We start from the raw sequence: 23,511 nt of genomic DNA, 5'->3' as shown, positions 1-23,511 counted from the left end.
AATTCGGAGGTGTCTATGAGCAGCAAGCGGTATACGGATGAATTCAAGATCGAGGCGGTCCGGCAAGTGACCGATCGTGGTTTCAAGGTGGCAGAAGTCGCGGAGCGACTGGGTGTCACCACGCACAGCCTCTACGCCTGGCTGCGCAAGTTCGGCAAGCCTGGCGTGGTGCAGCGCGCCGAGGTGGACCAGAGCGCCGAGGTTCGGCGGCTGAAGGCAGAGTTGCGTCGAGATCACCAGGGATCTGCGCGATCTGGGTGAGCGTTGCAGTCGCCATCGGGTGCATCGGCTGATGCGCACCGAGGGACTGCGTGCCCAGGTGGGCTATGGTCGCAAACCGCGCTTCCATGGAGGAATGCAGTGCAAGGCGGCGGCCAACCTGCTTGACCGACAGTTCGACGTGACTGAGCCGGACACAGCCTGGGCGAGCGATTTCACCTTCATCCGCACGCATGAAGGCTGGATGTACCTGGCTGTTGTGATCGATCTGTTTTCCCGGCAGGTCGTCGGCTGGGCGATGCGCGATCGGGCCGACACCGAGTTGGTCGTGCAGGCCTTGTTGTCTGCGGTGTGGCGGCGCAAACCCAACGCTGGTTGCTTGGTTCATTCGGACCAAGGGTCTGTCTACACCAGCGATGACTGGCGCAGTTTCCTGGCGTCCCATGGCGTGGTGTGCAGCATGAGTCGTCGTGGCAACTGCCACGACAACGCACCCGTGGAGAGCTTCTTCGGCCTGCTCAAACGCGAGCGGATCAGGCGGCGGACCTATTCCACCAAGGACGCCGCTCGCGCCGAGGTATTCGACTACATCGAGATGTTCTACAACCCCAACCACCGCCACGGTTCAACTGGCGACCTGTCCCCTGTAGAGTTTGAACGGCGCTACGCGCAACGAGGGTCTTGAGTGTCTACGGAACCCTGGGCGTATCAGTCCAGCTCCCAATCGCCGATGCGGCTTCGTTGCTCCACCACGCTTGGGCGCTGTGTCCAGCAACGTCGATGCATCAGCTGCCCGCGACCATCGCACATGCCCCGGCGCCGGCGCTTGCGGCGGCGTTTGCGTAGATGAGTGAACAATTGACCGCCGCGCTTCCGGTCGGCATCAATGTGCCGATAGATCCATTCGTGAATGGCCAATTGGGTGCGACCTGAAGTCCTCACTCAGCAAGACCTCGATCTGGGCGATGCGCTCAGCGTCGATGCGTGGACGTCGCCTGGCCTGCGTGCGCCGTCGCTCACTGGATGCGCTGCGGTGATTTAGAAGATACCGCGCAGCGTGCTGGTTGCGGCGCAGTTCGCGGCTGATGGTGCTGCGCGCGCGCTCCAAGGCACTGGCGATGGCACGCAACATGCCGGTTTCATACAACGCATGCAGACGGTATCGTTCTGACAGGTCCAGGCGGCTGGATGACATGAGCGACTCCATTTAGCGGTGAAGTCGCTTGGACCAATTCACAACCGTTGTTGGTGTTGCGATACAGTATTGAAGCCGGCTGCGGACAGGAAGCTAGGACAGGCTACCAATCTCAAAAAGATGGAAAACATTCTTCATTTCACCGATTGGTAGGGCGGCCAACGCTGAAAGCTGATCACTAATCCCGAATCTCCAATCCCGGCCGCAAAGCGGCCTCACAGCCACCGCGCGCGCTTGAATAGGCGATACAACACCAGACACGAACCCACCACGCCGGCCACCAGCAGCGGATACGCATAGCGTTTGTCCAGTTCGGGCATGTGGGTGAAGTTCATGCCATACCAGCTGGTGATTAAGGTGGGAGCGGCCAGGAGGGCGGCCCAGGCGCCCAGCCGTTTGACGGTTTCGCCCTGAGCCAGTGTCACCATCGAGAGGTTGACGCTCAGCGCGGTGCCCAGCATTTCGCGCAAGGTGTCGATGGCATCGTTGATGCGTACGGCGTGATCGAGCACGTCGCGCAGGTAGATGCCGACTTCGTCGTGGATCAGCGCGCCGGGGTTGCGCTTGAGGTGCGAGAGCACGTCCTGCAGCGGCGCGACTACCAGGCGCATCTTGTTGAGTTCGCGCTTGAGTTCGTACAGGTGCACCACGGTGTCGCGTTTGTAGTCGTCGGCGAAGATGTCTTTCTCCAGCCCTTCCAGGGCGTCGCGAAACTCGTCCATGATCGGCAAGTAGTTGTCGACCACGAAGTCGAGCACGCCGTACAGACAAAATGAGGCGCCCATGCGCAGCATCGCCGGTTCGCGTTCGACCCGGTGCCGCACTGGCGTATAGGACAGCGAGGCACCATGGCGCACGGTCAGCAGAAAACGCGCACCTAAAAACGCGTGGGTCTCGCCGTAGCGGATGCGTTCGTTGACCAACTGCGCGGTGTTGACCACCACGAACAGCGAATTTCCGTAGCTCTCGGCCTTCGGGCGCTGGTGCGCCTTGAGCGCATCCTCGATCGCCAGATCATGCAGGCCGAACTCGTCCTGCAGCTTGTGCAGCACCGATTCCTGCGGTTCGTACAGGCCGACCCAGACGAACCCGTCCGGGCGCCGCAGCACATCGCTGATCTGCTCCAGGCTGATGTCGTGGCGCTCGGCGTCGCCATCGTAATAGGCGCAGGTGATGACGCAGGACGGGTTATCCGGATGGGGGCCATGGTGGTTCATGGGCGCATCCTGGATCAGCGCGTGCTGGCAGACAAGTCACGCCGCCGCAACGCGATGGCGAGCGCGGCGTGGATCGGCAATAACAGTAGCACCCAGTGCAGGTTGTCCTGCGCCTGGAACGACAGCCAGTGGATCAGCAAGGCCAGCAATGCCGCAGCAGCAACCACCCAGCGCAGCACGTCGAACCAGCGTCCGGGCCGGCGCCCACGCAGCAGTGCGACACCGCCGACCATCAGCACAACGCACAGCGGGTTGACCAGCAACAGGTTGCGGTTGGCCCATGCCGCTTGGTGCGCGGTAAAGCCCCACAGATACACCAGCAACCCGCCGCCGATCGCGCACAACAGCCAGTACGGCAGCGCAAGGGCAGCCAGCAGACGTTGTTGCCTGCGACCCAACGCCACCACGCCGGCAGCGACGGTAAGACCGGTCAGCAGCCATGGCCACCAACGACGTTGCTGTTCGTCCGGTTCGGGTGCGATGCGATGTGGCAGCAATACCTGTGTGGATTGCACCAAAGGGCGGCCGGCGCTGTTGTGCACCTGGGTCAGGCCGTCGGCCAGGCGCATCGGCACGAACGCTTCTTCCCAGCGCGACAACGGGCGGTCCGCATACGGACCCAGGCCCAGATCGAAGCCTAGCCACATCCATGGGGCAGGGGAGGCCAGGCGGACTGCTTCGCTACGAAACGTGTTGCCGCGCGAGCGGCCGGCCAGCTGCGTTTTCAGCGCGCCGCCCATTGCCCGGTCCAGCGTGTCGCGGACCATCGTGGCGCAATTGGCTTCGAAATAATCGTAGTGGTAGCGCGCATTTTCCGGCCGGGCGCGCACAGCCAACCCATCGGCCAATGCGCGTGCCTGTTCCGGTGGCAGATCCAGCCATTGCACGCTGACACCGCGGCCAACGGCACGGTATTGCGACAGGTCTTCTTCCAGCGGCAACGCCATCAGGTAATACATCATTTCGCCGCGCGCAAAACGCGGGCCGAAGTCCGGTTCGCTCGGGTCGAAAAAGCCGAAGTTGTAAGAGGTCGCCTGCCGGGTGACGGGATCGACCACCACGATGGCATCGTGACCGAAGCGCTCGAAGAACATTTCACCCGGCTGCATGGTGACCACGCCGATGCGCGGTGCCTGCACGGGTGCGTGGGCGGGCGCTTGGCCGGCGATCCGAGCGAAGGCTGCCGGTGCAATCAGCACCGCCAACAACGCCAGGACCCAGGATGCGGCCCATCGCCGAGCGCTGCAGCGGAAGGCTGCTGCAGCGGCAATGCCACGCGACAGGTTCAAGCGTCGCCCTGCGGGTCGTGCGGCAAAATGTTGACGTGGAAGGCATGCACGCGCCGCGCATCGGCCTTGGTCACACGGAACGTGAAGTATCCCAGCGTCAGTTCTTCGCCGGTCTCCGGCAGGTGGCCGATCGCATCGGTAACCAGGCCACCGACGGTGTCGTATTCGTCGTCGGGAAATTCGGCGCCAAAGCGTTCGTTGAAGTCCTCGATCGGCGTCAGCGCATCGACTACGTAACGGCCGTCGGCCTGAATCGCGATCAGCGAATTCTCTTCTTCGGCATCGTCGTGCTCGTCGTCGATCTGACCGACGATCTGCTCCAGCACGTCTTCAATGGTGACCAGGCCGGCGACGCCGCCGTACTCGTCCACCACGATCGCCATGTGGTTGCGCGACAGGCGAAATTCCTTGAGCAGGACGTTGAGCTTTTTCGACTCGGGGATCAATACCGCCGGGCGCAGCAGTTCGCGCACGTTGCCGGGACCGTTGTCGGCGACCACGCCGCGCAACAGGTCCTTGGCCAGCAGGATGCCGAGCACTTCGTCCTTGTTCTCGCCGTGGACAGGGAAGCGCGAATGTCCGGATTCGACCACCTGCTTCATCAGGTCGATGAAGCGCGCTTCCACGGGCAGCGAGACCATTTGTGAGCGCGAGATCATCACGTCGCCCACGGTGAGCTGGGACACGGAGATGGCGCCTTCCATCATGCGCAGGGTGTCTGCAGCGATGAGACCGTCCTGTTCGGCGGTCCGCAGCAACGCGACAAGTTCGTCGCGGGTGTGAGGTTCGCCAGAGAAGGCAGCGCTCAGGCGCTCTAGCCAGCTACGGCGTTTTTCCGGTGTTTCTGAGGATTGGCTAGTGTCGTCTTCGAACATCGTTACGGGAAACGGCACCCGGCAAACCAGGCATTAGATATCAGTCTAACAGGAAGCCGGCAAAGCGCCGCAGAGGCAATGCGCCGTGCCCGGTCTTAGGGCAGGTCGAGGGTATAACCGCAGCCGACCACGGTCTTGCCTGGATGCGACTTGACGGTGGTCACGCTGAGCACGATCGACTCAATCATCGCCTCCCCGGTCTTCGGGTTGGTCGTGTCTTCACTGACGAGCTCGCGGCCGTACATAACTTTGTCGGCGTTATCCACACCGAGTTCCAGGTTCAATTGTTTGGCCAGCGGGCGCGGATCAGGCAGGTCCAGGATCGCCATGATGCTGGTGCCGGAAAACGCGATATGGCTGGTGCTGTGGCCAAATACGTTGATCGGCGTGTTGAGCGTGTACTCGGTCATGAACAGATTGGACTGCTCCAGCGGTGTCCAGCCCAGCGCGACCGCCTTGAGCGGGTCGGCCAGCACCGGCGCCAAGGCGCTGAAATCGCCGATGCTCTGGCGGCATTCGATCAACGCCGGCAGGTCCGGGCGTACCGGCGAGATACGGGCCCAGGCGCTGGAGCAGACCAGCAACGACAACACGGCTGCGAGGCAGGCACGCATCAGCGCTCTCCAGCGTAGGGATCTTCAACGCCGAGGTCGGCCAGAATTTCGCGCTCCAGCTGCTCCATTGCATCGGCCTCCTTTTCGTCTTCGTGATCCCAGCCAAGCAGGTGCAAGGTGCCGTGCACGGTCAGATGCGCATAGTGCGCCGCCAGTGATTTGCCTTGTTCGGCTGCCTCGCGTGCCACCACTGGTGCGCAGATCACCAGATCGCCCAACAGCGGCATCTTGATGCCCTCGGGCAAGCCTTCGGGCAGCTCGGCCGGAAAGCTCAGCACATTGGTGGCGTAGTCCTTGCCGCGGTAGTGGTAATTGAGCGAGCAGCCTTCCTTCTCATCGACCACGCGCACCGCCAGATCGGCCTTGCGGATGCGTTCCTTCAGCGCCGCAGCCACCCACTTGCGAAAACTCACCGCCGACGGCAAGCCGGCGCGCGGCAGCGCGTAACTGACGACAACCTCGAGGCGGACCGGGCCTTTGGTCATGGCTAGAGTTTCCTGGGCAAGAGAGTCAATGAGAGCAGATGATCAGCAACATCACCGCAGACCCATCGTCAACGCGGTCGTGCGTACGGCCGATCGGGCCACGTCTGCAGAGGCGATTGTAGTCCTGCGCTTTCCAGCTTGAAACGAAGCCGGGCTGGTCATGCATCCAGACCGCGGCAATGCCGCCTTCGATGAGCCGACCAGCAACCGGCTCGCGCGGTGCGCGTGCAAGATCTGTGAGCTGTCACAGCCGCGTGCATCCGTGGCGGTGAGCGTTCCTACCGTAGCCACTGCGCTTGCCAGTACAAGGCTGGCAAGACGCTGCTCACTCAGTGTTGCCCTTGGTAGCGTTTTCCTGCTGATCGCGCCTGTCGTATGCAGTGACGATGCGCTGTACCAACGGGTGGCGCACCACATCGCGTGCTTCGAAGAAGGTGAAGCTGGCGCCTTCTACTTTGCGTAGCACTTCGACCGCATCGCGCAGGCCGGATTTGACGTGCTTGGGTAGATCGACCTGAGTCAGGTCGCCGGTCACCACGGCAGTGGAGCCGAAGCCCAGACGGGTCAGGAACATCTTCATCTGCTCGATGGTGGTGTTCTGCGCTTCGTCCAGTATCACATACGCATCGTTGAGCGTGCGTCCGCGCATATAGGCCAGCGGCGCGATCTCGATGACGTTGCGCTCCAGCAGCTTGACCACTTTTTCCACACCCAGCATTTCATACAACGCGTCGTACAGCGGGCGCAGATACGGGTCCACCTTTTGGCTGAGATCGCCTGGCAGAAAGCCTAGCTTTTCGCCGGCCTCCACCGCCGGGCGCACCAGAATCAGCCGTTGCACGCGCGATTCGTTCAGTGCCTCAACCGCGCAGGCCACCGCCAGGAACGTCTTGCCGGTGCCGGCCGGACCGATGCCGAAGTTGATGTCATGCGTGGCGATCGCGTGCAGATATTTGGCTTGATTGGCGCCGCGGCCACGCACGGTGCCGCGCTTGACCTTGATCGCCACGTCCTGCGCCTGATAGGCGCGCTCTGCCACGTGATCGAGGTTGGCATCGTTCAGCCGTAGATGGATCGCCTGATTGTCGAAGATGGTGGAGGCGGCCTCGTCATACAGTGCGGTCAGCAACGACTGCGTGGCGGCGATTGCCGGCTCCGGGCCAGTAACTCGGAAGATGTTGCCGCGGTTGGCGATCTCGACCCCAAGCTTGAGTTCGATCTGGCGCAGATGCGCGTCGAACGGGCCGGCCAGGTTGGCCAAGCGCTCGGTGTCGTTGGGTTCCAAGGTGAAATCGCGATGTGCAGGTGAGTTCATGGTCGGATCGGATAGCGCACGCAGGCGGCGTCGGTAGGGCGGGGCGGGGCGGGGCGAAAAGGGTAGCGTGCGCCATGTGATCCCACCAACAAACCGGACGGTGCGGCACCGTGTCGATGGAGCCACGCGCGGACAAGAGCGAGTTCTCCACAATCGCTGTGGAGTCACGCATCACTAACTTGTGGATAAAATTTGTCATGCCTACTGGCGCAAGGTGCGACAGGGTGGTGGCGAAAAAACAACCAGTGCGTGCGCGGTTGTCCACAAGCGGTGTGGATCGATCTCGGCAAAGCCTGTGGGTAAGTGCGGTGACGCCTTGCGCTGCAAGGCATTGCAGATGGGTGGCGAAAATTTGATCGCTGGCGCGCGTGATGCGCGATGAGGTGTCGGTGTCGTTGCTATGCGCGATTGCGATTGTGTCACGCGCGCCTACGCTGCCGTTATCGATCGGCAGCCCGATCTCAACCTCCGCAGCAAGTACGTGCTTGAGCGACTTTCTGCCAACGCAGGGGCCGTGACGTTGCCAATAGTAAGGTCGCGGAAATCCGAGTGGCGATGCAGGCGCGCGCACGCGTATCGATAGCACGCGCTGCCACGCGATGCCCAGAATATCGCCGCGCTTTATCGATCCTCTGCCAGCAGAGGCATGCACACATGCATCGACCGATCAACGCATGTCGCCCTTCAAACCGTACGCGGTACGAGCACCGTTCCAACAGGGCGCCGAACACGATGGCGCCTATGCCGTCTCAGCTCGCGCTGTCGTCCAGCTGGATACGACCACGCAGCGAATTGCGCATCGCTTCGATAATCAGCACATCGACGAACTGTCCGATCAAACGCGGATTGCCGGGGAAATTCACCGGGCGCATGTTCTCGCTCTTGCCGGTCAATTCGTTCGGATCACGCCGTGATGGACCTTCCACCAGGACGCGCTGCACGCTGCCCACCATGGACTCCGAAATACTCGCTGCATGCGCGCTGATCTGCGCCTGCAAGCGGGCAAGGCGCGCCTGCTTGACGGCTTCGGGCGTATCGTTCTGCAGATCCGATGCCGGGGTACCAGGGCGGCGCGAATACAAGAACGAAAAGCTTTGATCGAAGCCCACGTCTTCGATCAACTTCATGGTCTTTTCGAAATCCGCTTCGGTTTCACCAGGGAAGCCGACGATGAAGTCCGAGCTGATCGAAATATCCGGGCGCACCGCGCGCAACTTGCGGATCTTGGATTTGAATTCCAGCGCGGTGTAGCCACGCTTCATCGCCGACAGAATGCGGTCACTGCCTGCCTGCACTGGCAGATGCAGGTAATTGGCCAGCTGCGGCACATCGCGATACGCATCCACCAGCGAATCTGAAAATTCCAGCGGATGCGAGGTAGTGAAGCGGATGCGGCCGATGCCGTCGATCTGCGCGATGGTGCGAATCAACAAGCCCAGATCCGCGTATTGCGCTGCTTCACCGGCATCGGCCCCATAAGCACCGCGATAGGCGTTGACGTTCTGGCCGAGCAGGTTGATCTCACGCACGCCTTGCGCGGCGAGTTGTGCCACTTCCACCAGCACGTCTTCGAACGGCCGGCTCACTTCTTCGCCGCGGGTGTAGGGCACTACGCAGAACGAGCAGTACTTGGAGCAGCCTTCCATGATCGACACGAAGGCCGACGGGCCATCAGCACGTGGCTCGGGCAGGCGGTCGAACTTTTCGATTTCCGGGAAGCTGATATCTACCTGCGACTTGCCCGATTCGCGCCGCGCGCGGATCAATTCCGGCAGCCGATGCAGCGTCTGCGGGCCGAACACCAGGTCCACGTATGGCGCGCGTTTGACGATGGCTTCGCCCTCCTGCGAGGCGACGCAACCGCCCACACCGATGATCACTGGCGTGCCGCCGGCGTTGAGCCTGCTCTGCTTGAGCAAGCGCCAGCGGCCCAATTGGCTGAACACCTTTTCTTGCGCCTTCTCGCGGATGGAGCAGGTGTTGACCAGCACCACGTCGGCTTCTTCGGGGTTGTCGGTCAGCTCCAGCCCTTCGGAAGCGGCAAGCACGTCGGCCATCTTGGCCGAGTCGTACTCGTTCATCTGGCAACCGTGAGTCTTGATGTAGAGCTTGCCGCGCACCACGGCAGGCGCCGACGGACGGGCCACTGGCAGCGGCAACAGGGCAGGTGCGTCCGCGGCGGAGGCCGTGGACAGATCGGAAACGGATGTCCCGGGCATGGCGCTTATTCCAGGCGGGTAGAAGATAGTCGCGCAGTTTACCCGCTTGCGCCGGGTTCGTCCGAATGCTCAGGCCTGGGCATCGTCGCGTCGGCACGACCAAACACTGGCCGGTCGGCCCATGCGTGCGATTTAGGCACGGGTGGTTGCGGGCGGCTCGACCAGGCCGAAATCGACCATCCAGCCGAGCGCGCCACCCCACAGCACATCGACCGCGCTGGAAGCAGACGGCCGCGGCCATTGCTGGCAGGGTCTGGACGCGCCGAGCATGTCGGCACTGGCGGCCAATCTGCTGCTGCTCGATCTGCTATTCGAGGCGACTGCTCTCGCCGATGCGCGTGAAAACCCGACCCAGGCCCTGGACAGATTGCGAGCGCAATTTGACCGGCTATCCGGATAACGGCGCCCGACACTTGGCAAGCCCAGGGCAAGCTGGGACACTCCGCCACATGAAGGGGATGTCAAGATTGCTGGGGCTGTTGCTCGTCACGCTGTCGGTCGCGCCGGTCAGCGCCGGCACGCTGTACAAGTGCGTCAGCGGCGACGGCATCACCAGCTACTTGAGCAAGCGTCAGAGCGGTGCAGCATGTAGCGTCATCAGCAGCTACACCCCGGAGCGTTCGGTCCGTCGCATGCCGTCTTCGACGTCTTCGACAGCAGGTCTATCTGCCAATCCAGCGCGCAGCATGGCCAACATCGACAGCGGTGCGCCGACCAGGATCATCAGTCAGCCGGTCAGCCAGCGACCACGTGGCGCTGCCGAGGTCGCTTCGGCAGTCGTGCCGCGCGCGCTGCCGGTGTCGGCCGCATCGATCGCGCCGCCGCCTGCCGCAGCGCCGGTCAATCCGCGCCGGGTGGTCAGCGGGCAGGTCTACGCTTATCTGAAGGATGGCGTGCGCCACTACACCAGCGCCCGCCCGCGCGAGGTCGCCAGCATCGAAGGCTTGCGCACCATCCACTACAGCTTTATCGAAACCTGCTACGCCTGTGGTGCCAAACCGGGCGTCAACTTCGGTGCGATCCGGCTCAACACCAATGCCTACCAGCAGGAAATCGCGGCGGCGGCGCGCGAATTCGGTGTCGAAGAAGCTATCGTGCGCGCGATCATTCACGCCGAGTCGGCCTACAACCCGCTCGCGCTCAGTCGTGCCGGTGCGCAAGGCTTGATGCAGCTGATGCCAGGCACCGCTCGCCGCTTCGGTGTCAGCGATGCCTATGATGCAACGCAAAATATTCGTGGCGGCGTGCACTATGTCGCGTGGTTGCTGAAGCGCTTCAACGGCGATCTTACCCTGGCCGCCGCCGGCTACAACGCAGGTGAGGGCGCGGTGGATCGCTACGGCGGGGTTCCGCCTTACAGCGAGACCCAGCGCTATGTGCAACGCGTCGGCTTGCTTGCCGGCCGTTATCGCGGTCAGGCGACCGCAGCCAACTGAAGTTGTGCGTCTGCACTTTGCGCCGAACCCACTGCGATAGTTACTTGGACAGTCGTCGAGGAATGCCGGCAGCGAATCGGTCGCGCGCTGCAGTTCTTTCGTGCTGCAAGTGCACCATTGCGGATTGATCGCGGGCCGGGTCCGTCGCGTCGGCAGGCAGCCTGCGTGCACCGCGTCACAGCTGCCGACGGGGCCGCACAGCCGCTCACTCCATCTGCTCAACGACCGCATGCATTGCCTGTTTGCATCGCATAGGGCGGACTGCGTACATTGCATTGTCTGTGCATTAAGCGTTCCGCTACACTGCGTGCGATTCATCGCGGTTGGACCCCCCGCCAGCCGTTGGCAGCCTCACGCTACCTAATCAAGATCGGAGAGCCGGATGGCCAACGATGGGGTTAACGCACCTTCTGATATCGGGCGTCGGCGGTTTTTGACCGCGACAACGGCCGTGGTCGGTGCGGTCGGAGCAGGATTTGTCGCAGTTCCGTTCGTGAAGTCGTGGAATCCCAGTGCACGTGCCAAATTGGCCGGCGCACCGGTGACCGCCGACATCAGCGCCTTGCAGGAAGGCCAACGCTTGGTCCTGGAGTGGCGCGGTCAGCCAATCTGGATCGTCAAGCGCTCCAAGGCGATGCTCGACGCACTGCCATCGTTGGATGACCGGCTCAAGGATCCCAAGTCCGAGAACAAGGACCAGCAGCCGGACTATGTACTGAAGAACCCCGAATACCGCTCGATCAAGTCCGACATCTCGGTGCTGGTCGGGCTATGTACGCACCTGGGCTGCTCGCCGGAGATGGTCGCCGAGATTCGCCCCGAGCCCTATGACCCGCAGTGGAAGGGCGGCTACTTCTGTCCCTGCCATAAGTCGCGCTTCGACATGTCCGGCCGCGTCTTCGATGGTGTGCCGGCACCGATCAACCTGCTGGTGCCCCCGCACCACTATGTAGACGACAACACCCTGGTGATCGGCGTCGATCCTGACGGTGCCGGTAAGTCGGCCAAAAGCACGGGGGCTGCCTGATGAGCAATATCCTGGTCCGTACCGCCAACGGTGTGTTCGGTTGGGTCAACGAACGCGCGCCCGGGCTGATGCCCATGTACCGCAAGCACTTCAGCGAATACTACGCGCCGAAAAACTTCAATCTCTGGTACTACTTCGGGTCGTTGGCCATCGTGGTGCTGGTCAACCAGATCGTCACTGGCATCTTCCTGACGATGCACTACAAGACCAGCGCCGTCGATGCATTCGCCTCGATCGAATACATCATGCGTGACGTGGAGTGGGGCTGGCTGATCCGCTACATGCACAGCACCGGCGCCTCGCTGTTCTTCATCGTGGTGTATCTGCACATGTTCCGCGGGCTGATATATGGCAGTTACCAAAAGCCGCGCGAGCTGGTGTGGATTCTCGGCATGCTGATTTACTTGGTGCTGATGGCCGAAGCCTTCATGGGCTACGTGTTGCCGTGGGGGCAGATGTCGTTCTGGGGCGCGAAGGTGATCATCTCCTTGTTCGGCGCCATTCCGGTGATCGGCAATGGGCTGACTGAATGGATCATGGGCGACTACTTGCCCGGCGATGCCACGCTCAACCGTTTCTTCGCGTTGCACGTAATCGCATTGCCGCTGGTGCTGCTGTTGCTGATCGTGTTGCACATCGGTGCGCTGCATGAAGTGGGCTCCAACAATCCCGATGGCGTGGACATCAAGAAGGGCCCCAAGGGCAATCGCTGGGATGCACACAAGCCGGCCGACGGCATTCCGTTCCATCCGTATTACACGGTCAAGGATCTGGTCGGTGTCGGATTTTTGCTGCTGATCGCGGCCTTCATCATCTTCTTCGCGCCGGCCTTCGGCGGCCTGTTCCTGGAGCATGACAATTTCACCGAGGCCAATCGCCTGGTGACGCCGGAGCACATCAAGCCGGTGTGGTACTACACGCCCTATTACGCGATGTTGCGTGTAGTGCCGAACAAACTCGGTGGCGTGCTGGTGATGTTCTTGGCGATCGCGATCCTGTTCCTGGTGCCGTGGCTGGATCGAGCAAAAGTGCGCTCGGTCCGCTACCGCGGTTGGATCTCCAAGGTTGCACTGGGCGTGCTGGTAGTGTGCTTCGTGTGGCTGGGCGTGATTGGTTCCGGCCCCGGTACCGACGCGCACGAAACGTATATCGGGCGTGTGCTGACCTTCCTGTATTTCGCCTTCTTCATCACCATGCCGGTGTGGACACGGCTGGATAAGACCAAACCGGTACCGGAACGGGTGGCCATCCATGACTAACCACATCGTGATGTCATGGAAGTCGCGCGCGGTGGCGCTGCTTTGCGGTCTGACGCTTGCAGTTGGAGCAATGGCGGCCGAAGGCGGCGCAGTGCAGCATGCCGGCAACGACCTGAGCGACCGCGCATCGCTGCAACGTGGCGCACAGTTGTTCATGAACTACTGCTCCGGCTGTCATTCGCTGAAATACCTGCGCTATTCGCGCATGGCCAGCGATCTGGGGTTGAGCGAAGAAGAGGTCATGACCAACCTCAACTTCACCGGTGCCAAGGTCGGCGAGCATATCGAAGGCACCATGCCGCACGATGCGGCCACCAAGTGGTTCGGCAAGGCGCCGCCGGATCTCACCTTGATCTCGCGCGTGCGCGGCACCGACTGGGTCTATACCTACCTCAAGTCGTTCTATGTGGATCAGACCCGCCCGCTGGGCTGGAACAACAAGCTTTTCCCGAATGCATCCATGCCTAACCCGTTGTGGGAACTGCAAGGCCTGCAGCAGGCGCAATTCGGGCCGCCCGACAAGGACACCGGAGACAAGCCGGTAGAGGCGCTGAAGCTCGGTCAGCCGGGTCGACAAACGCCGGTACAATTCGATCAGACCGTTCGCGATATCGCCAACTTTCTCGAGTACGCAGGCGAACCGGCTGCCTTGAAGCGACAGAGCATGGGCGTGTGGGTGATCCTGTTCCTGGCCCTGCTCACCTTCATCGCCTACCTGCTCAAGAAGGAATACTGGAAGGACGTGCATTGATCGTTCTGTGAGCACATCATCGGCTGCATCTCCGATCGTTAATATGTCCCATCACTCTTGGCTTTTGCGTGACGTGATTGCACACTCGAAGGACCGTGGTGACGGTCGGCGTTGGGCCGGCTGCGCCGATGCGGCCGGCGGATTCCGGTCGTCGGAGGGCCTTGAATGGCGACGAGTGTGCGTATGCGCAATACCTTGACTTTGTTTTCGTCCAACGACGACGTGTTGTGCCACCGGGTTCGATTGGTGCTAGCGGCAAAAGGGGTGACCTACGACCTGGTGCCGGTCGACCCGCAAAATCCTCCCGAAGATCTGATCGATCTCAATCCCTATCATTCGGTGCCGACGCTGGTCGAACGCGACTTGGTGCTGTACGCCGCATCAGTGGTCAGCGAATACCTGGACGAGCGCTATCCGCATCCGCCGCTGATGCCGGTCGATCCACTATCGCGCGCGCGCCTGCGTCTGGCGATGCTGCGCATCGAGCACGACTGGGTGCCGCAGGCGCAGGCGGTCCAGCTCGGCAACAAGACCCAGGCCGAGGCCGGCCGCAAACGCCTGAAAGAACTGCTTACCGCATCGGTGCCGCTGTTCAAGGCAAGCAAATTCTTCCTCAACCCGGAAATGAGTCTGGCCGATTGCGCGATGGCGCCGATCATCTGGCGACTGGACGCGTTGGAGATCAGCCTGCCCAAGGATGGCAAGGCGATCGAGGACTACGGCAACCGGATCTTCCGCAACCCCGGCTTCATCCGCAGCCTGACCGATCAGGAAAAGAAACTGCGCGATCTGCCGGGCTGATGCGACGGCTGTATGCCAACAGACCGACTTACGATCGTACGGCCTCCGTTGTGGGTCGTGTGCGGGTAAAATGAAGCAATGAGCGAAGATTTCCCCCGCATGACCAGCCATCGCCCGTACTTGCTGCGGGCGTTGGTCGAGTGGATCAACGACAACGGCATGACGCCGCATGTTCTGGTGGATGCAGACCTGCCTGGCGTGCAGGTGCCTGCCAGCGCGGTCAAGGACGGTCGCGTCGTGTTGAATATCGCCGAGCGCGCCGTGGTCGGGCTCCAGGTCGACAACGAGAGCGTCAGCTTCACCGCACGCTTTGGCGGCGTCAGCCATCCGGTGATGGTGCCGATGGCCGCCGTAATTGCGGTGTACGCACGCGAGACCGGGCATGGTATGGCATTGCCAGACGATATTCCCGGCACCAGCACAGAACCGCCGGATCCCAGCGCGCCGCCACCGGGCACGCCTACGCCGGATGAGCCACCCACTGGCGGCAAGCGTCCGCATCTGCGCGTGGTCAAATAGCCATCAGCCACGGACGCGCGTTCGCGCGTCTGGTTTTTGAGGTCCAGGTGTGTGGCGGTTGCACGCTACCACCGCGCGTGATCGCATGTGGGATAGCGAGGCGGCTGTCGCTGCATCGATCTTGTCGACGCGTCTTGATGACCGGGATTTTCAGTCCAGCACCGTTGCGCACGAACACTTTGGTAGCGCGCCCGGCCAGCAGCCAGACCCCGGTCAGTTCAACCGCTGATGATCCGGATTCAGCGGCGTCACCGTTGCCACTTGCGGGCCGGTGAAGGCGATCAACTGATCGCCGCGCAGCACCAAGCGGCCGCTGCGGCGGTCGACGCCATCGTACGAATACTCGAAGCGAAATGTACGCTCCAGGCCCAGCCAGCCGTTGGGTTTGCGGCAGATGCGGATGTTGGTGGAATGCACGCTCTGGTCCAGCCATTGCACATTGGCAGCGCGGCAGGCATTGCGGCCGAGGATACCGGCACGTTCGGCGGCGGCACGCGAGGAATTCCAGAACGCGTACAGCGCGGCGCCGGCAATCATGAAAAGGATAAGGCTGGGCATGCGATCAATGTGCCATGGCATGCGGCTAATCGACAATCGCCGTGCCGGGGCCGCAGTGTTGCAAGAGCCTTGCCCTTTCAGCGGCAGATGCAGGCGTCAACGCGGTAAATCGTTCACTGCCATCGCGGCGTCCGGCTTGTATCGGCCACCGCGCAACCCCATCCATTGCAGTCTCGTCGAGTTGAATCCGAATGCCGTGCGGCCAAGATGAGGGCTCGGTGTCGGGCATCGCCAATGCATCCTGTCCTGCAACAGTTCCATCCTGTGGTTGCCGCATGGTTCGCACAGACCTTTGCTGCGCCCACGCCGGCGCAGATTGCTGCGTGGCCGGCGATCCAGGCCGGGCGGCATACCTTGGTGGCCGCGCCGACCGGCTCGGGTAAGACGTTGACCGCGTTTTTCGCCGCTATCGATGCTTTGATCCGCGATGGTCTGTCCAACGGTGGTGGGTTGCCCGACGAAACCCGCGTTATTTACGTGTCGCCGTTGAAGGCGCTGTCCAACGACATCCACCTCAATTTGGATGCACCGTTGCAGGGCATCCGTGCGGCGCTGGCCGCAAGCGGGTTGCCGGATGTTGCAGTGCGCACAGCGGTGCGCACCGGCGACACGCCACAACGTGAGCGAGCACAAGCGCGGCGTAGGCCGCCGCATATTCTGGTGACTACACCGGAGTCGTTGTATGTGCTGTTGGGCTCGGCCTCCGGCCGCAACGCGCTGCGGCATGTGCGCACCGTCATCGTCGATGAGATCCACGCGGTGGCGTCGGACAAACGCGGCAGCCATCTGAGCCTGACATTGGAGCGATTGCAGCGGCTGGCCGAGCGGTCGATCACGCGGGTTGGATTATCGGCAACGCAGAAGCCCATCGAGACAGTGGCGCAGTTTCTGGTTGGCGCAGGCGAAGACGGCCAGCCACCGGAGTGCGAAATCGTCGATATCGGCTACACCCGCGCGCGCGATCTGGCACTGGCATTGCCGCCGACGCCGCTGAGTGTGGTGATGTCCAACGATCAATGGCTGCAGGTGTATGCGGATGTGGCCAAGCTTGCGCAGCAACAACGCACTACGCTGGTGTTCGTCAACACACGGCGCATGGCCGAGCGAGCTGCGCAGCATCTGGGCGATCTGCTCGGCAAGCAGCGCGTCGCAGCGCATCACGGAAGCTTGTCGCGCGAGACGCGTTTGCTAGCCGAGCAACGGCTCAAAGCCGGCGAGCTGACCGTGCTGGTGGCGACCGCATCGCTGGAACTTGGCCTGGATATCGGTGATGTCGATCTGGTGTGTCAGCTCGGTTCGCCGCGGTCGATCGCAACGTTCCTGCAGCGCGCCGGGCGCTCCGGCCATGCGGTCGGTGGCACGCCGAAGGCACGGCTGTTTGCGCAGACGCGCGACGAGTTGGTCGAATGCGCCGCGCTTCTGGAAAGCGTGCGCCGTGGCGAGTTGGATGCCTTGCGCATTCCGCTGGCGCCGATCGACGTACTTGCGCAGCAGATCGTAGCCGAGGCTGCATGCGAAGATTGGGATGAAGATGCGTTGTTTGCGCTGGTGCGTCGCGCATGGCCATTCGCGCAGTTGAGCCGCGTTACGTTCGACAGTGTGGTGCGCATGTTGTGCGAGGGTTTCAGTACACAGCTTGTGCCGCGCGCAGGCTATCTGCATCGCGATGCGGTGCACCGGCGCTTGCATGCACGTCGTGGCGCGCGCATGACTGCGCTGACCTCCGGCGGCACCATTCCCGAGACCGGCGACTACAGCGTGGTGTTGGAGCCGCAGGCGGAAAAGATCGGTACGGTGAACGAGGATTTTGCTGTCGAAAGTCTCACCGGCGATGTGTTCCAGCTCGGCAACGCCAGTTACCGCATCCTGCGTGTGGATGCGGGGCGCGTGCGCGTGGAAGATGCCAAGGGCGCACCGCCGAATATTCCGTTCTGGCTGGGCGAAGCGCCGGGCCGTAGCGATGAGTTGTCGGCAGCAGTGTCGCGTCTGCGTGGTGAGATCGCCGCGCGGCTGGACAGCGCGCCGCATCAAGCGGCGCGCGATTGGCTGCAAAGCGAATTGGGGCTATTCGCAGAAGCGGCGCAGCAACTGGTGGACTATCTGGCACATGCCTGCGCGGCGCTGGGCGCGATGCCGACACAGCAATGCCTGGTGATGGAGCGCTTCTTCGATGCCAGCGGTGGCACCCAATTGGTGATCCACTCGCCATACGGCAGCCGCATCAATCGTGCGTGGGGCCTGGCGTTGCGCAAACGTTTTTGCCGCACCTTCAATTTAGAATTGCAGGCCGCGGCGACCGAGGATGCGATCGTGTTGTCGCTCTCCACCAGTCACAGTTTTGCGTTGGAAGAGGTGGCCCGCTATCTGCATTCCTCATCGGCCGAACATGTGCTGATCCAGGCGGTGCTGGATGCGCCGTTGTTCGGCGTACGTTGGCGTTGGAACGCAACCAATGCGATGGCACTGCCGCGCTTTACCGGCGGCAACAAGGTGGCGCCGCAGTTGCAGCGGATGAAGTCGGAAGATCTGCTGGCCGCGGTGTTCCCCGATCAGCTCGCCTGCGCCGAGAATCTGGTCGGCGAGCGTGAGGTGCCGGACCATCCGTTGGTGACGCAGACGCTGGAAGACTGCCTGCATCAGGCCATGGACAGCGAAGGTTGGTTGCAGGTGTTGCGCGGGTTGGAATCCGGTGCGATCAAGTTGCTTGTGCGCGATCTAGCCGCGCCGTCGCCGCTTGCGGCCGAAGCCTTGAACGCGCGTCCGTACGCGTTTCTGGATGACGCACCGCTGGAAGAGCGCCGTACCCAGGCCGTGCAAAGCCGCCGCTACACGCCACAGACCAGTGACGATCTAGGGCGGTTGGATCGGCAAGCCATCGATGCGGTTCGCCAGGAAGCTTGGCTACAACCGCGCGATGTTGAAGAAATGCACGAGGCGCTGGTCGGACTCGGCGTGCTTCCTGTCGATGAAGCGGCCGATGCGCAATGGCAAACATGGTTGGATGCACTCGCTGCCGATGGCCGCGCCAGTTGTCTTGCCTTGAACGGCGCGCCCGCGCTGTGGATCAGTGCCGCGCGCATCGACTGGTTCCTACCGCTGTATCCTGACGCGTCTGCGCAACCGCCGGTACAGGCGCCGGAAGATTGCCGCGTTGCCGAATGGGAGCGCGAGTGGGCCGTACGCGAAGTGCTGCGCGGGCGGCTAGCTGCCGTCGGCCCGGCACAGGTGCCCGCGTTGTCCAAGGCGTTGCAGTTGCCGGAAGACGCGATCGTGCTCGCACTGGAGGCATTGCAGCGCGAGGGCTATGTCATGGCTGGGCACTTCAGCGCACAGACGCAGTCGGAAGAATGGTGCGAGCGCCATCTGCTGGCGCGCATCCATCGTTACACCCTGGGGCGATTGCGCCGCGAGATCGAACCAGTGTCGCAACGCGATTACGCGCGCTTCCTCTTCGAGTGGCAGCACGTCGACAGCAGTAGCCGGGTGGCAGGACCGGATGCATTGGCCGGTGTGGTCGGGCAGTTGGAAGGCTTCGAGGCACCTGCTGTCCTGTGGGAAAGCGAGCTGCTGCCCGTACGCGTGCGCGACTATCAACCAGCGTGGTTGGACGAGCTGTGCACCGCCGGGCGCACAGTGTGGGCGCGCTTGCGGCCCGGCGGTGGTTGCAGTGGTGCCGCGCTGCGTGCCACCCCGATCGTGCTGCTGCCGCGTCGCGAAGCGCAGCGGTGGAGTAGCCTGACACGTCATGCCAATGACGAACCGTTAGGCGCGCGCGCGCAACGTGTGGTGGCGGTGTTGCAGCAGCAAGGCGCGCTGTTCTTCGACGAAATTGCCGATGCGGCCCGCTTGATGAGCATTGAGTTGGAAGATGCGTTGGGCGAGCTGGTGATGCGCGGCCTCGCGCATTGCGACAGTTACGCTGGGCTACGCGCGCTGCTGGTGCCTGCCTCCAAGCGCCCGTCGGCATTGTCGCGGCACCGTCGTCGCGCGAGTGCGCTGGGCATTCGCGATGCCGGACGCTGGGCTCCGGTACGCGCGCTTCCGGAATCGCCATCGGCCGAAGCCAGCGAACGCCATCAGGACACGCTCGAGCACGTCGCTCGGACCTTGCTGCGCCGTTATGGCGTGGTGTGTTGGCGGCTGCTGGCACGTGAGGCTGCGTGGTTGCCGCCGTGGCGCGAATTGCTGCGCATGTATCAACGTCTGGAAGCACGCGGCGACATTCGTGGCGGGCGTTTTATCGCCGGCCTGTCTGGTGAACAGTTCGCGTTGCCGGACGCGATTGCCGCACTGCGCCGCGTGCGCGCACAGGCATTGCCGCAGCAGTGGGTATGCGTAAGTGCGAGTGACCCAAGCAATCTATTGGGCAGCCTGCTGCCGGGCGAACGCGTCGCGCGCGTGCCGGGAAATCGCGTCGCTTATCTCGATGGCATGCCGATGGCAGTGTGGGCGGCAGATCGCTTCCAGCCGCTGCAAGAACTTACCATCGAGCAGGCCGATCAGGCGCTGGGCTTGCTGCAGCGTGGGCCAGGCGCAGCCGAGCAGACGCCCATGCAGCAATGGCTGGCTCAGCCGTCCGGCGGCATCGGGCGTGTGCCGGTCGCACGGGGAAGCGGACGCGACAAATAGCGGCTACCGGGCACGATCCAGCGCCACGGCGCATCGACTGCCTTGCGGATACCGATGCGCGGCGTCGCCAATGGAATCGACGGCGGCGGCATGCCATCGTCTTCGATCCACGTACGTGTGTTGGCGTTGGTCAGATCCAAGCCGTTGTCCGCTGAGGTGACGCCGAACGCCTGGGCCAGGCGACCGGGGCCGGTGGTCAACGTCTTGATTGGCGCAGCGCCGCGTGCGGCCTGCATGATGTCGATGCCGGCAAGTGGTTCGAGCGCGCGGAACAGCACCGCATGTCCGGGTGCGCCGCCGCACACCGCGTTGATCGCCCAGTGCATGCCATAGATGAAATACACATACAGATGTCCGGGCGCACCGAACATCACTTGCGTGCGCGGGGTCATGCCACGGAACGAATGCGCAGCCGGGTCTTCGCCGCCGCAATAGGCTTCGACTTCGGTGATGCGGCCGCGTCGCCCGTCCGCGCTGACCAGCACCTTGTTGAGCAATTGCGGCGCAACCTGGCGCGAATCGTGTGCGTAGAAGGTGCGTGGAAGTGGTGTGGACGACATGCGCCAAGCGTAGCGGGGTGGCCGTGATGTGCCTGCGGATTGTCCTGGACAGCGTGCCAGCAGACAGAAGCGTTAGCCAACCCAGCGGCCCGCCTGCTTGCTTCTTGCCACAGCAGTCGTTGCGGGGGCGCGTGGCTGATTCCATTCCCGGAAATGCAGCTGCGTCCTCGCATGTGCAGCGCCAGTTGAATCACCGACACGGGCCACGATCCGCATGCGCCTGCAAATCAACCTCACCGCGCCAGCTCTGCGGCGGGTCATTCCCCCTGACCAGCATTCCCCTGGGGGCGACGGCTGTGCTCGTCATGCACCTTCAAGTCTTCCTGACCCGGGCGCTGTTTGGCGGCATCGTCCTGCTTGCGGCCCTGCTGACTCTCGGTCACGCCATGCGCGTCGTCGGCGACGGGGTCGGGTTGGCTCTCTTTGTTGTTCATGGCTTGCATCCGGTGTGTGGTTGGGCGGACGTTAGCGTGCGCAGTGTGATCCCGGCGCCATGGCGTATTGCCTTGCAGGCGACGCGAAGGGCCGGTGCGCAGTCCCAAAACCGACGAGCCCCGGGAACATGACGTTTCCGAGGCTCGTATGATCGATTCGATGGTGGAGCGGAAGGGGATCGAACCCTCGACCTTCGCGATGCGAACGCGACGCTCTCCCAGCTGAGCTACCGCCCCACGTGCTTCGATTCTAACCACATGCCGCGCAGTTCGCCAAGGCGGGCCGGCGGCGGCAGATCGCGCCACACTGGCGCGATCTGGATGCAATCACTCGCGGATCAGCGGGAACTTCAGATCCGGGTTCTTGGCCTTCCATTCCTTGTACGACACCGAGCCTTCCCAGGCAGCGAAGGCCTTCGGGGTGCGGCCGCGGCCAGACCAGGTCTCGCCGGTGTGCGGTAATTCATACTTCGGCTTCACTTCGCTACGGCCGCTCTTGGCCACTTCTTTGCGTGCATTGGCGGTGCCCAGGTAGGCGGCAATGTCATTACGCTGCTTGGTGTTGAAGTGGCCAGCGAATTGCTCGAGCAGCGAGACGATGGTGGCATGGGCAGAGGATGCCTCGCTCGCTCGCTCGGTTTTCTCCTGTTCTTCCAGCTTGTGCAGTTCTTCCAGCAGCTTGGCTTTGGCTTGTGCGATGGAATCCAGTTTCGAAGAGGTATTGCTCACAAAGGTATGGCCTCGGAATAAAGAAGTGGAGACGCTGCCCTAGGGGCGCACGTCATTATGGCATGCGGCCTGGGGGGCGGCGGTTGCGGACAGGTGCTTGCACAGGACATGGCGTGAACAGGGCTTTCACGAGACCTGCTCGGTTACTTTTGCATTGTCATTGCGGGCGCTGCCCAGCTTAGCGGCCGAGTCAGCAAACTCAACCTCTACGATACGGGAGCATATAATGCGTGATCACAAACACAACGTGGGCTCGCCCGACCGCGACCGCATCAACGTCAACCGAACTAACGAGCTGCAGGACTGGACCAAAACCCTTGGCATCAGTGCCGATGCACTCCGCGCTGCTGTGCAGAATCTGGGGCCGGTCATCGCGACCGTGCGCGAGCACCTGGGCAAGTAAAGCCGCCATCTGCGATGAGCCTGAGCTGATACCGCCGCAAGCGCAGCTTCGACAATATCCGCGAACCGGAGCTGGGCAAGGTCATGCTTGAAGGGCAGCGGTTTAGAACCTGTTCACGATCTTTCCTAGTTGGTGCAGACTCTGCGGATGCGCCAAAAAACCTATCCGAGCGACGTGAGCCGGGAGCGTTTCGAACACATCCTCCCGATCCTGGAACAAGCGCGCAAGCGCACCAAGCCACGCCGAGTGGATATGTATGAGGTGTGGTGCGCAGTGTTGTACGTGCTGCGAACCGGTTGCCAATGGCGAGCGCTACCCAGCGACTTTCCGAAGTGGCGGACCGTGCACGCGTACTTTGCCAAGTGGAGCGAGTGCGACGATGAAGGAGTGAGCCTGCTGGAGCGGGCGCTCAAAAAATCAGGTTGGCGTGGCCCGCCAGAAACAGGAGCGCAACATCTTCAGCAGGTTCTTGATCGTGGACGCGCAGAGCGTCAAGAACACGGACACAGCCGGGCAAAAGGGATATGACGCGGGCAAAAAGGTGTCGGGCATCAAGCGGCATATCGCTGTTGATACCCAGGGGTTGCCCCATGCCATCGCGGTGACGACGGCGGAGGTGACCGACCGCAAAGGTGCGCTGCGGGCGCTGGAGCGCTGTCAGTCAAACTTGACGCATGTACAAAGCCTGCTGTGCGACAGTGGTTACACCGGAGTACCGTTTGCCGAAGGCGTGCGAGAGATTCTAGGCGAGCAGCTCACGGTGCAGATTGCCAAGCGCAGCGAACTGCACACCTTCAAGGTCATGCCCAAGCGCTGGATCGTCGAGCGCAGTTTTGCCTGGCTGGAGAAAAACCGAAGGCTGTGGAAGAACTGCGAGCGCAAACTCAACACCAGCTTGCAGTTCATCCATCTGGCCTTCTTGGCGCTTCTACTCAAAAGATCGTGAACAGGCTCTTAGAGACGGCGGCATGCCAACA

20 protein-coding genes, 1 tRNA gene and 4 pseudogenes are annotated in these 23,511 nt (G+C 62.4%); 11 read left to right on the top strand and 14 right to left on the bottom strand.

Annotated elements, in window-relative coordinates; translation table 11 throughout:
- Positions 1-15 precede the first annotated feature (15 nt).
- Positions 16-904 (top strand): annotated as a pseudogene (locus PD885_RS12900) (IS3 family transposase).
- Positions 905-930: 26 nt separating this feature from the next.
- On the opposite strand, the pseudogene PD885_RS12895 reads toward PD885_RS12900, so the two are convergent.
- From PD885_RS12895 to PD885_RS22760, 9 genes and pseudogenes are all read right to left on the bottom strand, one after another.
- Positions 931-1,414, bottom strand: a pseudogene (locus tag PD885_RS12895) (IS30 family transposase); the annotation flags it as partial.
- A 215-nt stretch (positions 1,415-1,629) separates the two neighbouring features.
- Positions 1,630-2,631, bottom strand: coding sequence for a magnesium and cobalt transport protein CorA (locus PD885_RS12890; protein WP_002810515.1), 1,002 nt, complete (start codon positions 2,629-2,631; stop codon positions 1,630-1,632).
- 14 nt (positions 2,632-2,645) lie between these two features.
- Positions 2,646-3,920 carry a lipoprotein N-acyltransferase Lnb domain-containing protein gene (locus PD885_RS12885; protein WP_002810513.1) on the bottom strand — a complete coding sequence of 425 codons (1,275 nt, stop codon included), beginning with the start codon at positions 3,918-3,920 and terminating at the stop codon, positions 2,646-2,648.
- Complete coding sequence (locus tag PD885_RS12880; protein ID WP_002810511.1) at positions 3,917-4,795, bottom strand: CorC family transporter; 879 nt, start codon at positions 4,793-4,795, stop codon at positions 3,917-3,919. The genes PD885_RS12885 and PD885_RS12880 overlap by 4 nt, the downstream gene beginning before the upstream one ends.
- Before the next feature lie 95 nt (positions 4,796-4,890).
- Entirely contained in the window at positions 4,891-5,409 is a 519-nt protein-coding gene (locus tag PD885_RS12875) for a hypothetical protein (RefSeq protein WP_002810510.1), read from the bottom strand.
- Positions 5,409-5,894 carry an rRNA maturation RNase YbeY gene (ybeY, locus tag PD885_RS12870; RefSeq protein ID WP_002810508.1) on the bottom strand — a complete coding sequence of 162 codons (486 nt, stop codon included), beginning with the start codon at positions 5,892-5,894 and terminating at the stop codon, positions 5,409-5,411. Before ybeY ends, PD885_RS12875 begins: the two co-directional genes overlap by 1 nt.
- Before the next feature lie 325 nt (positions 5,895-6,219).
- The gene (locus tag PD885_RS12865; protein ID WP_002810506.1) at positions 6,220-7,209 is read right to left on the bottom strand and encodes a PhoH family protein; all 990 of its coding nucleotides are present in this window, start codon (positions 7,207-7,209) and stop codon (positions 6,220-6,222) included.
- 749 nt (positions 7,210-7,958) lie between these two features.
- Positions 7,959-9,428: a tRNA (N6-isopentenyl adenosine(37)-C2)-methylthiotransferase MiaB gene (gene miaB, locus PD885_RS12860; protein ID WP_002810503.1), complete on the bottom strand. Its 1,470-nt coding sequence runs from the start codon at positions 9,426-9,428 to the stop codon at positions 7,959-7,961.
- A gap of 38 nt (positions 9,429-9,466) precedes the next feature.
- Positions 9,467-9,647: pseudogene (locus PD885_RS22760) on the bottom strand (glutathione S-transferase family protein); the annotation flags it as partial.
- Between PD885_RS22760 and PD885_RS12850 the strand changes: the two are divergent.
- From PD885_RS12850 to PD885_RS12820, 7 genes and pseudogenes are all read left to right on the top strand, one after another.
- Positions 9,643-9,828: pseudogene (locus PD885_RS12850) on the top strand (transcriptional regulator); the annotation flags it as partial. The pseudogenes PD885_RS22760 and PD885_RS12850 overlap by 5 nt on opposite strands.
- A gap of 49 nt (positions 9,829-9,877) precedes the next feature.
- Positions 9,878-10,864 carry a lytic transglycosylase domain-containing protein gene (locus PD885_RS12845; RefSeq protein ID WP_002810497.1) on the top strand — a complete coding sequence of 329 codons (987 nt, stop codon included), beginning with the start codon at positions 9,878-9,880 and terminating at the stop codon, positions 10,862-10,864.
- A gap of 382 nt (positions 10,865-11,246) precedes the next feature.
- Positions 11,247-11,891, top strand: coding sequence for a ubiquinol-cytochrome c reductase iron-sulfur subunit (petA, locus tag PD885_RS12840; RefSeq protein ID WP_002810494.1), 645 nt, complete (start codon positions 11,247-11,249; stop codon positions 11,889-11,891).
- The gene (locus tag PD885_RS12835; RefSeq protein ID WP_088056925.1) at positions 11,891-13,150 is read left to right on the top strand and encodes a cytochrome b; all 1,260 of its coding nucleotides are present in this window, start codon (positions 11,891-11,893) and stop codon (positions 13,148-13,150) included. The genes petA and PD885_RS12835 overlap by 1 nt, the downstream gene beginning before the upstream one ends.
- Complete coding sequence (locus tag PD885_RS12830; protein ID WP_082244296.1) at positions 13,143-13,901, top strand: cytochrome c1; 759 nt, start codon at positions 13,143-13,145, stop codon at positions 13,899-13,901. The genes PD885_RS12835 and PD885_RS12830 overlap by 8 nt, the downstream gene beginning before the upstream one ends.
- A 165-nt stretch (positions 13,902-14,066) precedes the next feature.
- On the top strand, positions 14,067-14,702 hold the full coding sequence (locus PD885_RS12825; RefSeq protein WP_002810483.1) for a glutathione S-transferase N-terminal domain-containing protein: 636 nt from the start codon (positions 14,067-14,069) through the stop codon (positions 14,700-14,702).
- A gap of 78 nt (positions 14,703-14,780) precedes the next feature.
- Complete coding sequence (locus PD885_RS12820; protein WP_002810481.1) at positions 14,781-15,221, top strand: ClpXP protease specificity-enhancing factor; 441 nt, start codon at positions 14,781-14,783, stop codon at positions 15,219-15,221.
- A gap of 213 nt (positions 15,222-15,434) precedes the next feature.
- Here PD885_RS12820 and PD885_RS12815 read toward each other — a convergent pair whose 3' ends face one another.
- On the bottom strand, positions 15,435-15,779 hold the full coding sequence (locus tag PD885_RS12815) for a DUF3301 domain-containing protein (RefSeq protein ID WP_386270520.1): 345 nt from the start codon (positions 15,777-15,779) through the stop codon (positions 15,435-15,437).
- A gap of 234 nt (positions 15,780-16,013) precedes the next feature.
- On the opposite strand from PD885_RS12815, the gene PD885_RS12810 reads away from it, so the two are divergent.
- A complete protein-coding gene (locus tag PD885_RS12810; RefSeq protein WP_002810478.1) occupies positions 16,014-20,408 on the top strand; it encodes a DEAD/DEAH box helicase in 4,395 nt (1,464 codons plus the stop codon).
- On the opposite strand, the gene PD885_RS12805 is transcribed toward PD885_RS12810, so the two are convergent.
- The 4 genes from PD885_RS12805 to PD885_RS12790 all read right to left on the bottom strand — a co-directional run bounded on the left by PD885_RS12805 (position 20,348) and on the right by PD885_RS12790 (position 22,131).
- A complete protein-coding gene (locus PD885_RS12805; protein ID WP_002810475.1) occupies positions 20,348-20,968 on the bottom strand; it encodes a DNA-3-methyladenine glycosylase in 621 nt (206 codons plus the stop codon). The two genes, PD885_RS12810 and PD885_RS12805, sit on opposite strands and share 61 nt — an antisense overlap.
- Positions 20,969-21,225: 257 nt before the next feature.
- Positions 21,226-21,402, bottom strand: a complete 177-nt coding sequence (locus PD885_RS21435) for a hypothetical protein (RefSeq protein WP_002810473.1) — start codon at positions 21,400-21,402, stop codon at positions 21,226-21,228.
- Positions 21,403-21,563: 161 nt separating this feature from the next.
- Positions 21,564-21,639 (bottom strand) — tRNA-Ala (locus tag PD885_RS12795).
- A 90-nt stretch (positions 21,640-21,729) separates the two neighbouring features.
- Positions 21,730-22,131 carry an H-NS family nucleoid-associated regulatory protein gene (locus PD885_RS12790; RefSeq protein WP_002810471.1) on the bottom strand — a complete coding sequence of 134 codons (402 nt, stop codon included), beginning with the start codon at positions 22,129-22,131 and terminating at the stop codon, positions 21,730-21,732.
- Between the two features lie 226 nt (positions 22,132-22,357).
- On the opposite strand from PD885_RS12790, the gene PD885_RS12785 reads away from it, so the two are divergent.
- The gene (locus PD885_RS12785; protein ID WP_002810468.1) at positions 22,358-22,534 is read left to right on the top strand and encodes a DUF3606 domain-containing protein; all 177 of its coding nucleotides are present in this window, start codon (positions 22,358-22,360) and stop codon (positions 22,532-22,534) included.
- A 147-nt stretch (positions 22,535-22,681) separates the two neighbouring features.
- Positions 22,682-23,480 (top strand): IS5 family transposase gene (locus PD885_RS12780; RefSeq protein WP_088056924.1). Its coding sequence is split into 2 segments (ribosomal slippage): positions 22,682-22,953 and positions 22,952-23,480, totalling 801 coding nucleotides; the frame shifts between segments, so codons are not numbered across the junction.
- Positions 23,481-23,511: the final 31 nt, after the last annotated feature.

The organism is Xanthomonas fragariae (assembly GCF_900183975.1).
GTDB classification, from domain to species: Bacteria; Pseudomonadota; Gammaproteobacteria; order Xanthomonadales; family Xanthomonadaceae; genus Xanthomonas; species Xanthomonas fragariae.
This window is presented reverse-complemented; position numbering and strand designations above follow the sequence as displayed.

Coding starts and splice junctions, on each gene's coding strand:
- PD885_RS12890 (WP_002810515.1), bottom strand. CDS start 2,631: ATGAACCACCATGGCCCCCATCCGGATAACCCGTCCTGCGTCATCACC.
- PD885_RS12880 (WP_002810511.1), bottom strand. CDS start 4,795: ATGTTCGAAGACGACACTAGCCAATCCTCAGAAACACCGGAAAAACGC.
- PD885_RS12875 (WP_002810510.1), bottom strand. CDS start 5,409: ATGCGTGCCTGCCTCGCAGCCGTGTTGTCGTTGCTGGTCTGCTCCAGC.
- ybeY (WP_002810508.1), bottom strand. CDS start 5,894: ATGACCAAAGGCCCGGTCCGCCTCGAGGTTGTCGTCAGTTACGCGCTG.
- PD885_RS12865 (WP_002810506.1), bottom strand. CDS start 7,209: ATGAACTCACCTGCACATCGCGATTTCACCTTGGAACCCAACGACACC.
- miaB (WP_002810503.1), bottom strand. CDS start 9,428: ATGCCCGGGACATCCGTTTCCGATCTGTCCACGGCCTCCGCCGCGGAC.
- PD885_RS12845 (WP_002810497.1), top strand. CDS start 9,878: ATGAAGGGGATGTCAAGATTGCTGGGGCTGTTGCTCGTCACGCTGTCG.
- petA (WP_002810494.1), top strand. CDS start 11,247: ATGGCCAACGATGGGGTTAACGCACCTTCTGATATCGGGCGTCGGCGG.
- PD885_RS12835 (WP_088056925.1), top strand. CDS start 11,891: ATGAGCAATATCCTGGTCCGTACCGCCAACGGTGTGTTCGGTTGGGTC.
- PD885_RS12830 (WP_082244296.1), top strand. CDS start 13,143: ATGACTAACCACATCGTGATGTCATGGAAGTCGCGCGCGGTGGCGCTG.
- PD885_RS12825 (WP_002810483.1), top strand. CDS start 14,067: ATGGCGACGAGTGTGCGTATGCGCAATACCTTGACTTTGTTTTCGTCC.
- PD885_RS12820 (WP_002810481.1), top strand. CDS start 14,781: ATGAGCGAAGATTTCCCCCGCATGACCAGCCATCGCCCGTACTTGCTG.
- PD885_RS12815 (WP_386270520.1), bottom strand. CDS start 15,779: ATGCCCAGCCTTATCCTTTTCATGATTGCCGGCGCCGCGCTGTACGCG.
- PD885_RS12810 (WP_002810478.1), top strand. CDS start 16,014: ATGCATCCTGTCCTGCAACAGTTCCATCCTGTGGTTGCCGCATGGTTC.
- PD885_RS12805 (WP_002810475.1), bottom strand. CDS start 20,968: ATGTCGTCCACACCACTTCCACGCACCTTCTACGCACACGATTCGCGC.
- PD885_RS21435 (WP_002810473.1), bottom strand. CDS start 21,402: ATGAACAACAAAGAGAGCCAACCCGACCCCGTCGCCGACGACGCGCAT.
- PD885_RS12785 (WP_002810468.1), top strand. CDS start 22,358: ATGCGTGATCACAAACACAACGTGGGCTCGCCCGACCGCGACCGCATC.